Annotated in this window: 10 protein-coding genes; 4 read left to right on the top strand and 6 right to left on the bottom strand. The window is 72.6% G+C overall.

Going from position 1 to position 12,312, the window contains the following annotated elements; all coding sequences use genetic code 11:
- Positions 1-17 precede the first annotated feature (17 nt).
- The 4 genes from ACYQ8Q_RS30780 to ACYQ8Q_RS30765 are packed head-to-tail and all read right to left on the bottom strand — an operon-like array spanning position 18 to position 4,420.
- Positions 18-668, bottom strand: coding sequence for a GTP-binding protein (locus ACYQ8Q_RS30780; RefSeq protein ID WP_460069433.1), 651 nt, complete (start codon positions 666-668; stop codon positions 18-20).
- On the bottom strand, positions 649-1,119 hold the full coding sequence (locus tag ACYQ8Q_RS30775; RefSeq protein WP_460069430.1) for a DUF742 domain-containing protein: 471 nt from the start codon (positions 1,117-1,119) through the stop codon (positions 649-651). Before ACYQ8Q_RS30775 ends, ACYQ8Q_RS30780 begins: the two co-directional genes overlap by 20 nt.
- Entirely contained in the window at positions 1,116-1,622 is a 507-nt protein-coding gene (locus ACYQ8Q_RS30770; RefSeq protein WP_460069428.1) for a roadblock/LC7 domain-containing protein, read from the bottom strand. The genes ACYQ8Q_RS30775 and ACYQ8Q_RS30770 overlap by 4 nt, the downstream gene beginning before the upstream one ends.
- Positions 1,619-4,420, bottom strand: coding sequence for a sensor histidine kinase (locus ACYQ8Q_RS30765; RefSeq protein WP_460069427.1), 2,802 nt, complete (start codon positions 4,418-4,420; stop codon positions 1,619-1,621). The genes ACYQ8Q_RS30770 and ACYQ8Q_RS30765 overlap by 4 nt, the downstream gene beginning before the upstream one ends.
- A gap of 369 nt (positions 4,421-4,789) precedes the next feature.
- On the opposite strand from ACYQ8Q_RS30765, the gene ACYQ8Q_RS30760 reads away from it, so the two are divergent.
- On the top strand, positions 4,790-5,587 hold the full coding sequence (locus ACYQ8Q_RS30760) for a hypothetical protein (RefSeq protein ID WP_460069424.1): 798 nt from the start codon (positions 4,790-4,792) through the stop codon (positions 5,585-5,587).
- A 13-nt stretch (positions 5,588-5,600) separates the two neighbouring features.
- Here ACYQ8Q_RS30760 and ACYQ8Q_RS30755 read toward each other — a convergent pair whose 3' ends face one another.
- Both ACYQ8Q_RS30755 and lon read right to left on the bottom strand, forming a co-directional pair.
- Positions 5,601-6,080 carry a MarR family winged helix-turn-helix transcriptional regulator gene (locus ACYQ8Q_RS30755; RefSeq protein WP_460069422.1) on the bottom strand — a complete coding sequence of 160 codons (480 nt, stop codon included), beginning with the start codon at positions 6,078-6,080 and terminating at the stop codon, positions 5,601-5,603.
- Between the two features lie 158 nt (positions 6,081-6,238).
- The gene (gene lon / locus ACYQ8Q_RS30750; RefSeq protein WP_460069419.1) at positions 6,239-8,659 is read right to left on the bottom strand and encodes an endopeptidase La; all 2,421 of its coding nucleotides are present in this window, start codon (positions 8,657-8,659) and stop codon (positions 6,239-6,241) included.
- 240 nt (positions 8,660-8,899) lie between these two features.
- On the opposite strand from lon, the gene ACYQ8Q_RS30745 reads away from it, so the two are divergent.
- The 3 genes from ACYQ8Q_RS30745 (at position 8,900) to ACYQ8Q_RS30735 (ending at position 12,278) form a co-directional block, all read left to right on the top strand.
- Positions 8,900-9,271 carry a hypothetical protein gene (locus ACYQ8Q_RS30745; protein ID WP_460069417.1) on the top strand — a complete coding sequence of 124 codons (372 nt, stop codon included), beginning with the start codon at positions 8,900-8,902 and terminating at the stop codon, positions 9,269-9,271.
- Positions 9,272-9,622: 351 nt separating this feature from the next.
- On the top strand, positions 9,623-10,642 hold the full coding sequence (locus ACYQ8Q_RS30740) for a DUF5954 family protein (protein ID WP_460069416.1): 1,020 nt from the start codon (positions 9,623-9,625) through the stop codon (positions 10,640-10,642).
- A gap of 133 nt (positions 10,643-10,775) precedes the next feature.
- A complete protein-coding gene (locus ACYQ8Q_RS30735) occupies positions 10,776-12,278 on the top strand; it encodes a sulfatase family protein (RefSeq protein ID WP_460069414.1) in 1,503 nt (500 codons plus the stop codon).
- Positions 12,279-12,312 lie beyond the last annotated feature (34 nt).

Raw genomic sequence — 12,312 nt, 5'->3', positions numbered from 1 at the left:
GGGAGGGGGATCGAGAGCTACTCGGGGGTTTCGTCGAGCGCGTGGCCCACCAGGGCCAGAAGGGTCTCGATCACCGAGATCCGGCGTCGCGCATCCATGATCATGACAGGTATGTGCGCGGGGATCGTGAGGGCCTCCCGCACGTCCGCGGGCTCGAACAGCTCGCTGCCGTCGAAGTGGTTGACCGCGACGACGTACGGCAGCCCGCAGCTCTCGAAGTAGTCCAGCGCGGGGAAGGAGTCCTTCAGCCGGCGGGTGTCGGCGAGGACGACCGCGCCGATCGCACCGCGCACCAGGTCGTCCCACATGAACCAGAACCGCTGCTGGCCCGGTGTGCCGAACAGGTACAGCACCAGGTCGTCGTCGAGCGTGATGCGGCCGTAGTCCATGGCCACCGTGGTGGTGGTCTTCTCGGGCGTGCCGGTGAGGTCGTCGGTCTCCGCGCTCGCCTCGGTCATCAGCGCCTCGGTTTGGAGGGGCTCGATCTCCGAGACGGTGCCGACGAGGGTGGTCTTGCCGACGCCGAACCCGCCCGCCACCACGATCTTGGTGGCTATGGGGGCCCGGGTGCGGTCTGTCTGCCAGGGCTGAAGGGGCTCGTCGGGTTCGGGTGCGACGAGGGGGGTGACGCCAAAGGAGGAGGCGGCGTCAGAGACGACGGAGTCCACTCAGCACCCTTTCCAGCAGAGCGCGGTCGGGACGGCCCGTACCGTGGGCGGTACCGGTGCCGTACACACGGATCTTTCCCTGGTCCGCGAGGTCGCTGAGCAGCACCCGGACCACACCGAGCGGCATCTTCAGCAGCGCGGCGATCTCGGCCACCGTGCGCATCCGGCGGCACAGTTCGACGATGGCCCGAAGCTCCGGCATGACCGTGGACTTGAGGGAACCTCCCCCGCTGCCAATAGCGCGGGCGGTGCCCCCAGTCAGTTCCCTGCGCTCCTCGGGGGCTTCGAGGGCCGCGACGAACGTCTCCACGAGGAGGACATGACCGAAGCGGGTGCGGCCGCCGGTGAGCGAGTAGGGGCGGACACGGGCGGGCCTGCGGTCGCCGCCACGGACGGGGAGCTGCTTCTTGGACTGCTGCGGCTGCTCGGTCTGGCGCGGGTCGTTGGTCATCGGGTGCTCCCCGCCGACTCCGACTCCTCCAGCGATTTTCGTAGCTCGCTGCGGAGTTCGGGGGTCAGGACGTGTCCGGCCCGGCCCACGAAGAGGGCCATGTGGTACGCCACGACGCTCATGTCGCAGTCGGCGGAGCCGTGGACGCCGAGCAGGGAGCCGTCGCTGATCGACATCACGAAGAGGCTGCCCTCCTCCATGGCGATCATGGTGTGCTTGACCCCGCCGAAGTCGATGAGCTTCGCGGCGCCGATGGTGAGGCTGCCGATGCCGGAGACGATGGTGGCGAGGTCCGCGGAGGAGCCGCGGGGGCCGGTGGGTTTGCCGCTCCTGGCCTGCCGGGCCTCGTCGTTGCGGCCGGGGTCCGACGAGAGCAGGAGCAGGCCGTCGGAGGAGACGACGGCGACGGACTGGATGCCGGGGACCTCCTCCACGAGGTTGGTCAACAGCCAGTGCAGGTTACGAGCTTCACTGCTCAGTCCGAAGGTACTGGGCGCGGTCAACTGCTTGCCTCCTCGACTGTGCCCCCCGTGTCTTCTTCGGCGTGTGCGTGTGCATCTTGAGGTGTCGCGGGTGCCGGAACCTTGTTCTGGCCCGTCTTCTCCGCGATCTCCGCCTCCACCTCGCGGTAACCGGCCTCCGCCCCCCGGCGGAAGCCGCCGAGACGGCGGCGGAGGGCCTCGGCGTCGACCGAACCGGTCAGCCGGCGCGGGGCCTGGGTGGGAACAGTGATCTTGGGGGTCCGCTTGGGCAGGCCCTTGTCGGTGACGGGCTCCTCGTCGGCGACGAGTTCCTCGGGCGCGTCCGGGACCCTGCTGTGCTCGGTGGCGCTGTCCGGCCCGGCGTCCGCTCCCCCTTGCGGGTGCGGCAGCAGAAGCTCCATGGTCGTCTCGGCGGGGAGCTCGGGGGCGGGGCTCTCCGCGAGGGTGACCTGGTCCTCCGGAGCGGGACGCTCGGTGGCCGGGGACGTGTGCTCGGCGGTTCCGGCGGTCGCAGCCGGGTCGTCGGCCGTCGGTGTCGGTTCGTCGGCCTGCGGGGCGGTCGTCCGCGGGGCGTCCTCGGTCGTGCGTACGGCCTTCTCCGCCAGCGCGACCAACGGGTCGTCGGTGGGCTTGGTGCGGCCGGGGAGGACGTTGGAGTTGGCCTCGGCGTCGGCGCCCGGGAGGGAGAAGGCGTGGCCGGCGGCGCCGGCCGGGGTGGCGGAGGGGACCGCGGCGGCGGGCGCGGCGGCCAGCAGCGCGGTCGGCAGGACGGCCACGGCCGCGGTCCCGCCCTGCTTCTGCTCGCGCAGCTGCACCCGTACCCCGTGCCGGTGGGCGAGCCGGGCCACGACGTACAGGCCGAGGCCGAGACCCTCCTCGCCCTCCTGGTCGTACGGGGTCTCGGGATCGAAGTCGGCGAGGCGGGAGTTGAGACGGACGAGTCGCTCCGCGTCGAGGCCGATGCCCTCGTCCTGGACCGAGAGCATCACCTCGCCGCTCTCCAGGAGCCAGCCGGAGATCTCGACGGGAAGGTCCGGCGGGGAGAACGAGGTGGCGTTCTCCATGAGTTCGGCGAGGAGATGGCTCAGGTCGTCGGCGGCGAAGCCGGCCACGTGCGCGTGCGGCGGCAGGGAGGCGATCCGGACCCGCTCGTAGCGCTCGATCTCGCTGACCGCCGCCCGTACGACGTCCACCAGCGGGATCGGCCCCGCGTGCTGCTGGACGTGCTCGGTGCCGGCCAGCACGAGGAGGTTCTCGCTGTGCCGGCGCATGACGGTGGCGAAGTGGTCCAGCTTGAAGAGGGTCGACAGCCGGTCCGGGTCCTGCTCGCGCTCCTCCAGGGTCTCGATGACGGCGAGCTGCCGCTCGACGAGCCCGAGGGTGCGCAGGGCGAGGTTGACGAAGGTGCCGCCGATGGCGCCGCGCAGCCGCTCCAGCTGATCGGCGGAGTCGGCGAGTTCGGCACGCAGCTCCTCACGGGCGTCGGCCATCAGCTGGCGCTGCCCGACGAGGTGCTTGCGGTCGGACTCCAGCGTGTTGACGCGCTCGTGGAGGGCGACGGCATGCTCATGGAGGGCGTTGACGGACCGGACGACCTGAGCGAACTCGTCGTTGCGGCCGGTGAACCGGACCGGCTCCTCCGCGCCCGGGTTCTCGGCCTCGGCGAGCCGGGCGGAGCCGCGCCGCAGCACCGACAGCGGGAAGGTCAGACTGCGCGCCATACCGGTGCTGACGACGACCGCGAGCAGCATGAGGGCGCCGATCAGCGCGACCCGGATCTCCAGCGCGGTGACGTCGTCGTCGCGGAGCTGTGCGAGGTCCTTGGTGCGGTGGTCGTAGAACGAGGACTCGACACCGCGCATCAGCTCGACGCGGGCGGACAGCGCGGCGTCCAGCTTCTTGGTGCCGGTGTCCAGTTCGTCGTCGCCGAGGACGGGCTGGTCGGTGAGGCGGGCGAGGTACTTCTCGGCCGTGTCGACGTCGCCGCCGGTGACGGTGGAGTCGTAGGAGTCCACGGTCTCGGCCGGGGCGCCCTCGCGGAAGTCGGCGAGGGCCGCGTCGGAGCGCACCCGGGCCTGCTGGGCGGCGGCGGTGAGCGCGTCGCGGACCTTGGTGTCGGCGGCCGAGGAGGTCTTCTCGGTGGTCGTCAGACCGGTCGCCGGGTCGTAGACGGACCGGGAGCTGGTGGGCACGTTCAGCGCGGCGAGCAGCAGTCCGCGGGCCGCGGATGCCTGCTGCACGGCGGCGTCGAGCTCGGCGAGGGCGTATGCGCCGGAGCCCGCGCGGGGCGGCATGTCCTCGGCGAGCCGGTCGGCGAGGACATGCAGCGCGGTGATGATCGCGGAGTACGCCTCGTGCGCCTCGACGGCCGTGTCGTCGCCGGTGAGCGCCGCGGCGCGGACGGACGCGAGGGTGCCGAGGGCGGCGCGCAGCGAGGCGGTGAGGTCCGTTCCCGCCAGTTCGCGCGCCTGGCGGTCCACCCGGGCGCTGCCGTCGGTGGAGGGCGTCTGTGACGTGGGGCGGCCTGCCGCGATGTAGGAGGTGACCTCGTCGCGCTCGTCCGCGAGGGACTGGGCGAGGACGAGGGCGTCCTGGGTCTGCTCGGCGAGCGTGACCAGGTTCTGGGAGTCCTTCAGCTGCCCGGAGGCGGTGAGGACGGCGGGGGCGCCGGCTCCGGCGATGGCGGCGGCCACCACGGCCACCGCGACGATCAGCCGGTTGCGTACATGGGTGGGACGGCCCTTGCCGACAGGGGTGCGCTCCGCGCCCCCCTCGGAGGCCGTCTTGCTGCCTGTGCGCCGAGGCCGCGTCTTCTGCACCGGTGCTCGCATTCCTGACTCGTGTACCCATGGGCCGGATATGACGCCCCGTCAACTGGTGCGTACGCCCGGTTCGGTCCCCGACCCTCCCAGTGCCGGTGGGCGGGAACCGCGCATCGCCTGACCCGCCACCCGAAGGAGTGAACATCGGAGGGGAGTTGGCGGGCAAGTTCCTCTGGCGCGTGCAGCGCCCTTGCGCGGCAGGCCGGTTGGACGTGGGCGGCGGGCTTTGACAAGATTCGCCGCCACCGCTTCCCCGACCCCTGCATTACCTCCCAAAACAGGCGTCTGACCTGCGGGCCTACGCCCGTTCGGCGAGTGATGCAAGCCTTTCGCGGAGGCTGTGAAGGGGTCGTGCAGACTGGCCGGATGCGTACGGAACTTGTGTCGCGGCCCGGCGATCCGGCCCGCCCCAACGAGGACTTCGTGAGCGTCGGCCTTCCCGCCTGCGGGCAGGGCGGTTCGGTCGTCGTACTCGACGGGGTGACTCCGCCGCCGGACGGCGATGGCTGTCTGCATTCGGTCCCCTGGTTCACGGCACGGCTGGGCGGGGCGCTGACCGAACTGACCGTTTCGGCACCGGATGTTCCGTTGGTCGAGGCCCTCTCTCTCGCCGTTGCGCGTACCGCCGCGGCCCACGCCGAAACCTGTGACCTTTCTCACCCACGTACCCCGCAGGCGACGGTGGCCGTGGCGCGCTGGTCGGCGGAGACCGTGGACTATCTGGTCCTGTCCGACGCGGTGCTGCTGCTCGCCGCCCCGGACGGCGCGGTGACCCCCGTCCTCGACGACCGGCTGGCCCGGCTGCCGCGCGAGCTGCTCAGGAGCGCGGCCTACGTCGACGGCTCGCTGCGCAACCGGGAGGGCGGCTTCTTCACCGCCGCCGCGGATCCGGCGGTGGCCGCGCGGGCGGTGACCGGAAGCGTGCCGCGCGCCGGGGTCGGCGCCCTGGCGGCGCTGTCGGACGGCGCGGCCCGCTGGACGGAGACCTTCCACGAGGGCGACTGGACGGACCTGTTCGCCCTGGTCCGCGCGCGCGGTGTGGAGACGCTGGTGGAGCGTGTACGGGAGCGGGAGCGCGCGGACGGCGCGGCCGGCTCCGGACGGGTGTTCCTGGGGACCGCGAAGACGCACGACGACGCGACGGCGGTGTACGTCGAGCTGTGAAGCGTCCCGCGGGCTACTTCTCCATGCCGCGGTTCAGCTGGTGCAGCAGCCGGGCCAGTTCCGCGACCTCGTGCCGGTCCCAGTCGGAGAAGTGCGTGACGTACCGCTCGCGGCGGGCCTCGCGGACCCGGCCGACCCGGCTGCGGCCCTCCTCGGTCAGGTCGACCAGCCAGGCACGTCCGTCGGCCGGGTCGGGCTCGCGGGCGATCAGTCCGAGCTGTTCCAGGGCGCGCAGCTGACGGGACATGGTGGCCTTGCCGACGCCGATGTATCCGGCCAGCTCGGTGGCGCGCTGACGGCCGCACTCCTCCAGCCGGACGAGCAGGCCGTACGCGGCGGACTCCAGGTCCGGGTGGACCTCGCGGGCCATCTCGCCCTGGTTGGCGCGGGCGCGCCGGAACAGCACCGTGAGTTCCCGCTCCAGGGAGAGGAACTCCCGGTCGCCCTGGTCCACCCCGCGCGGCGACGCCTCGCCGTTCGCTTCCTCGTGCACGTCAGCACACTCCTGTTTCCGCCGGTGCCCGCCCTGGCCGCGGCTCCTCAAGTATTTCGCAGTCGGGGGCCCTCGGCGGCTTGCAGGGGTGGGGCGGGCGAGGGCCCGGGCCTCCCTTCACGAGGAGCCCGGGCCCTGCCCTGATCCGGTCGCGTCCGTCACGCCGCGGCCGGAACCTCCGGCGACGCGCCGTTCGTGGCGGGCGCGAGCGCCAGTTCCAGGACCTGCCGGACGTCGGTGACGGCGTGGACGTCGAGCTTGTCCAGCACCTCCGCCGGGACGTCGTCCAGGTCGGGTTCGTTGCGCTTGGGGATGACGACGGTCGTCACTCCCGCGCGGTGGGCGGCGAGCAGCTTCTGCTTGACGCCGCCGATCGGCAGCACCCGTCCGGTGAGGGAGACCTCGCCGGTCATCGCCACGTCCGTGCGGACCAGCCGGCCCGACAGCAGGGAGGCGAGGGCGGTCGTCATGGTGACGCCGGCGCTCGGGCCGTCCTTGGGGACCGCGCCCGCCGGGAAGTGGATGTGCACGCCCCGGTCCTTGAGATCGCCGACGGGCAGCTCCAGCTCCGCGCCGTGCGAGCGCAGGAAGGACAGGGCGATCTGCGCGCTCTCCTTCATCACGTCGCCGAGCTGGCCGGTCAGGGTCAGCCCCGCCGCGCCGGTCTCCGGGTCGGCCAGGGACGCCTCGACGTAGAGCACGTCGCCGCCCGCTCCGGTGACCGCGAGGCCGGTGGCGACACCCGGGACCGCCGTACGGCGCTCGGCCGGGTCCTGGGCGGACTCGGGCACATGGTGCGGCCGTCCGATCAGGGCGCGCAGGTCGGCGTCGGTGACGGTGAACGGCAGCTCCCGCTCGCCCAGTTCGTGCTGGGCTGCGATCTTGCGCAGCAGCCGGGCGATCGACCGCTCCAGGGTGCGGACGCCCGCCTCCCGGGTGTACTCGCCGGCGAGCCTGCGCAGCGCGCTCTCGTCGAGGACGACCTCGTCCTGGTGCAGTCCCGCCCGCTCCAGCTGGCGCGGGAGCAGGTGGTCGCGGGCGATGACGACCTTCTCGTCCTCGGTGTAGCCGTCGAGGCGGACCAGCTCCATACGGTCGAGCAGGGCCTCCGGGATGGCCTCCAGGACGTTGGCGGTGGCGAGGAAGACGACGTCGGACAGGTCCAGCTCGACCTCCAGGTAGTGGTCCCGGAAGGTGTGGTTCTGCGCCGGGTCCAGGACCTCCAGCAGGGCCGCCGCCGGGTCGCCCCGGAAGTCGGAGCCCACCTTGTCGATCTCGTCGAGGAGCACCACCGGGTTCATCGACCCGGCCTCCTTGATGGCCCGCACGATCCGGCCGGGCAGCGCACCGACGTACGTACGGCGGTGACCGCGGACCTCGGCCTCGTCGCGCACGCCGCCGAGGGCGACGCGGACGAACTTGCGCCCCATGGCGTGGGCGACGGATTCGCCCAGACTCGTCTTGCCGACACCGGGAGGACCGACCAGGGCGAGTACGGCACCGCCGCGCCGCCCTCCGACCACGCCCAGTCCCCGCTCGCTGCGCCGCTTGCGCACCGCGAGGTACTCGGTGATCCGCTCCTTCACGTCCTCCAGGCCCGCGTGCTCGGCGTCGAGGACGGCCTTCGCGCCCTGGATGTCGTAGGCGTCCTCGGTCCGTTCGTTCCACGGCAGTTCGAGGACGGTGTCCAGCCAGGTGCGGATCCAGGAGCCCTCGGGCGACTGGTCGCTGGACCGCTCCAGCTTGTCGACCTCCTTCAGGGCCGCGTCGCGGACCTTCTCGGGCAGGTCGGCGGCCTCCACGCGGGCACGGTAGTCGTCGGACTCCTCGCCGTCCTTGGCGGCGTCGCCGTTGAGTTCGCGCAGCTCCTTGCGGACGGCTTCGAGCTGGCGGCGCAGCAGGAACTCCCGCTGCTGCTTGTCGACGCCCTCCTGGACGTCCTTGGCGATGGTCTCGGCGACGTCCTGCTCGGCGAGGTGGTCGCGCAGCTGCTGGGTGGCGAGCTTGAGGCGGGCCACCGGGTCGGCGGTCTCGAGCAGCTCCACCTTCTGTTCGGTGGTCAGGAACGGCGAGTAGCCGGAGTTGTCGGCGAGCGCGGAGACGTCGTCGATGGCCTGGACACGGTCGACGACCTGCCAGGCGCCGCGCTTGCGCAGCCAGGCGGTGGCGAGCGCCTTGTACTCCTTGACCAGGTCGGCGGCATGACCCGGCAGCGGATCGGGCACCGCCTGGTCGACCCGGATGCCCTCGACCCACAGGGCGGCGCCGGGGCCGGTCGTGCCGGCGCCGATCCGGACGCGGCCGCGGCCGCGGATCAGCGCGCCCGGGTCGCCGTCGGCCAGCCGGCCGACCTGTTCGACGGTGCCGAGCACACCCGTGCTCGCGTACGTCCCGTCGATGCGTGGCACCAGCAGCACCCGTGGCTTTCCGCCCTCGGAACGGGCGGCGGCCTGGGCGGCCTCCACCGCGGCGCGTACGTCGGTGTCGTTGAGGTCCAGCGGAACCACCATGCCGGGGAGCACAACCTCGTCATCAAGAGGCAGTACGGGCAGGGTGAGCGATGAGGACGTCGAAGCCATGATCTCCCCTTCGGCAGTCAAGTTGAGCTATGCCGACTCAATGCACATGAGCCGCCGAATGTTCCCGGTGGTGCACCGCGTTCGCTGTGGGCGATCACGAGAGGGGGGACGGGGGCCGTGACTACCGTCGGCGGGCCTGGGTGGACGGATGGGTGGTCTCGCGAGGGGCCGCGCCACCGGTGACCGAGCCGTGGGGCTGGACGATCGACGTGGGGACGGGCCGAGGCGACCGTGCGGGAGGTGGCCGGCACCGTGACCGGGGCGGGCGTGTGGCTGAAGGTGTTCGCCGACCCGGCGGTCGTCGGCGACCGGCTCGGCCCGGACTGGTGGATCGACCCCGAACCGGGCTGTCTGATGACGCTCCCGCTGACCGGCACGGCACCCGACCCTCTCCCCTCCGGCCACCGGCAGCGCACCTGGTCGGCCGGCGGCGTGACCCGCACGATGATCGTCGCCCCGGACGGTTCCCTGGCCGCGCGCGGCCAGATCGCCCCGACGGGCGCGACGGCGGTGGTCGACCTGGTCGAGACGGCCCCCACCCACCGCCGCCGCGGCTTCGGCACACCCTCCAGCACTCGGCCCACAACCGGGGCACCCGGACGGGGATCCTGAACGCGACCCCGCAGGGCCGGGCCCTGCACGAGTCCCTGTGCTGGCACGCAGAGACACCGGAGACGAGCGCGAGGTTCACCGGAGCCGCTCGCTGAGCCACCGGCCGGGCTCCGCGGCCCACCCCCGGCCCGGCATCCCCACAGTCACCTCGCGACGCCGTCGGCCACACCCCCGTACCCGTGCGCAAAAGCGGACAGCCGAGGCGAGCCCGGCATCCCGAGGCGCTCGGGGGCGCGTCGGCGAACGCCGCACGACCGGCCGTGCCTCCCCGCTCCCGTCTTCCCCCCGGCCCGTCCGCCCACTTCCGGCATTCACGCCGAAGTCACCCCATCCGGCGACCACAATGCGCGTATGACCGATGACTGGAAGCGACGGCTCGACGCGCTGCACGCGGATCTCGTGCGCCGGGACGACCCCGTCGCCTGGGTGATGGAGGCGGACGCCGTGGAGGCCTCCCGGCGCTATCCGCACATCGCGCTGCGCGGACCCGTCTTCGGTGTCGCCGTCCGGGACCCGGCCCGCGGCGAACCGCGCTGGCGGCTGCTGAAGCCGGTGGTGGACGGCATGCCCCAGCAGGCCCGGGACGGGCTGAACTCGCATCTGTGGTTCACGGCGAAGGACGGCACGGACGACCCGGCCGTCCGGCGCGCGCTCCTCGCGGCCGTCTCCGTGCTGGAGCGCGACCCGGCCGACGAGGTGGAGGCGCTGGGCGTGCGCTACCGGGTCGTCCGCGGTGACGAGTTCGCGCGGACCGGCGACGACGGTCTGGAGCCGCCGCGGCCCACCGACCCCGAACCGGTGTGCCCGTCGTGGGAGGAGCGGGCGGGAATCCCCTCCCCCGACGTCGATTTCGCACTGGATCCCGGCCGGGACGAGGGGCCGATGGCGGGCGCCCTGCGGCTGGGCCTGCGCGACTTCGTGTACTCGGGCGCCCGCTTCCCCGAGGACGTGCTCGCCGACTCGGTGCGAGCGGCCGGCACCCACCCGGACGTGGTGCGGCTGCCCGTCGGTTTCGCGGTGGCCGAGCGCGGCGCGGCCGGCTGGAGCCCCTGCGGCTCCCTGCACCCGACCCCGCACGACGCCCGTCGCTCGCTCTACGACGGCATGTCCCGCGTCTGGGCGATGCTGTACCGCTTCGACGAGCGCAAGAAGGCCCGTTACGCGCGCGCCGCCGAGGCGTTCCGGGCGGCGGGGCGCGCCGACGAGGCGAGCGTGGACGACCGGGTGTTCCGGGTCTGCCGTGTCGAGCGGATGGTCCGGATGGGCCCGGACGGCCCGGAGCCGCCCCGCCCCTCGGACGTCGACGAGTACGGCCCCATGAAGATCCACCCGACCCTGCGCGAGGACGGCACCGTCCGCTACGACGACTGACGGTCGCCATACCTTCGCAAGCCCTCCGCCGCATCCCCGCAACAGAACTCACAGGCAACTCACGCACACTGCAAGGCGATTCACAGTGAGCAAGCCGCCCGAAACACGGGCACAACGGGGCCAGGGGGACGACATGAGCGACACTTCCGAGACGAACGGCGGGCACCGGCCGAGCCGCCGCGCCCTCGTCGCCGCAGCGACCGCGACCGCGGCCGGGGCGGTCGTCACCACCCTGGCGGTCCGCGCGCACCGTACCCCCGACGAGGGCCCCACCCCGGCCGCGGCCACCCCCGCACCGGCGGCCCGCCACAGCGCGTCCCCGGCCTCCCCCAGCCCGCGCCCGCGCTCCGACCACCGGCCCAACATCCTCTTCGTGCTCACCGACGACCAGCCGAAGGACACCGACTGGGCCCTGCGCCAGACCGTCGACTGGCTGGGCCGCGACGGCGTCACCTTCGAGCGCGCGCACGCCAACACCCCGCTGTGCGCACCGTCGAGGGCATCCATCATGTCCGGCCGGTACGCCCACCACCACGGCGTCCTCGACACCCGGCACCCCACCCACCTGGACCAGCACACCACCGTCCAGCGCCAGCTGCACGAGGCCGGTTACCGCACCGGCCTGTTCGGCAAGTACCTCAACTACTGGCACCCCGCCGACAACCCGCCCCACTTCGACGAGTGGCTCCTCCAGGAACCGGTCGCCTATGTCGACGGGCACTACAACGACGGGGGTACGGTCCGGACCATCCCCGGCTACAACACCACCGTCATCAAGGACCGCGCCCTCGCCTTCATCGAGAGGTCCCGCACGGACACCCGCCCCTGGTTCGCGTACGTCGCCACCCGCGCGGCGCACGAGGTGAACATCCCGGACGGAACGTACGCCCACACGCGCGTACCCCCCTGGAAGGGCCGCCCGTCGGTGTTCGAGACGGGGAAGCCGGACAAGCCGCCCTTCCTGCGGACCGCCAACCACTCCTTCGCCGAGGGCAGGGCCCTGCGCGCCCGTCAGCTGCGCACCCTGCTCTCCGTGGACGACGCGATGCGCGACTTCCGCGACAAGCTGCGCGAGCTGGGCCAGCTGGAGAACACCCTGGTGGTGTTCACCAGCGACCACGGTCTGGCCTGGGGCGACCACGGCTGGCTGCGCAAGTCGGTGCCGTACCGGCCGAGTCTGGAGGTGCCGTTCCTGATGTCGTGGCCGGCCGGCGGACTCGCCAAGGGCGGCCGGGACGACCGTCTGACCTGCCATGTCGACATCGCGCCCACCTTTCTGGCCGCGGCCGGCATCACCCCCGACACCCCGCACGACGGCCACTCCCTCCTCGACGCCCGCAACGACCGCCACCATGTCCTCGCCGAGTGGTGGTGGAACCGCCAGGACAAGGTCCCGATCCACACCTGGGCCTCGTACGTGGGGAAGAACGAGCAGTACACCGAGTACTACCGGGGCCGCCTGGACGCCGACGGCCGCCCGCGGGGCTCCGGAGAGGTCCTCTTCCGCGAGTACTACGACCTGCGCGCCGACCCCTACCAGCTCACCAACCTGCTGTATCTGGCGAGCCCGGACGACGAACGACGGCTGGGCATCCCGGCGCTGGCCAGGGACCTCGCGGCGGCGAGAGCCGCCTAGGACCTGTCCGGCCGGTCATGCCGCCATCGCGTCG

This window comes from Streptomyces sp. YKOK-I1 (genome assembly GCF_054660435.1).
Note: the sequence above shows the minus strand (reverse complement) of the source record. Positions and strands in the feature narration are given on the sequence as shown.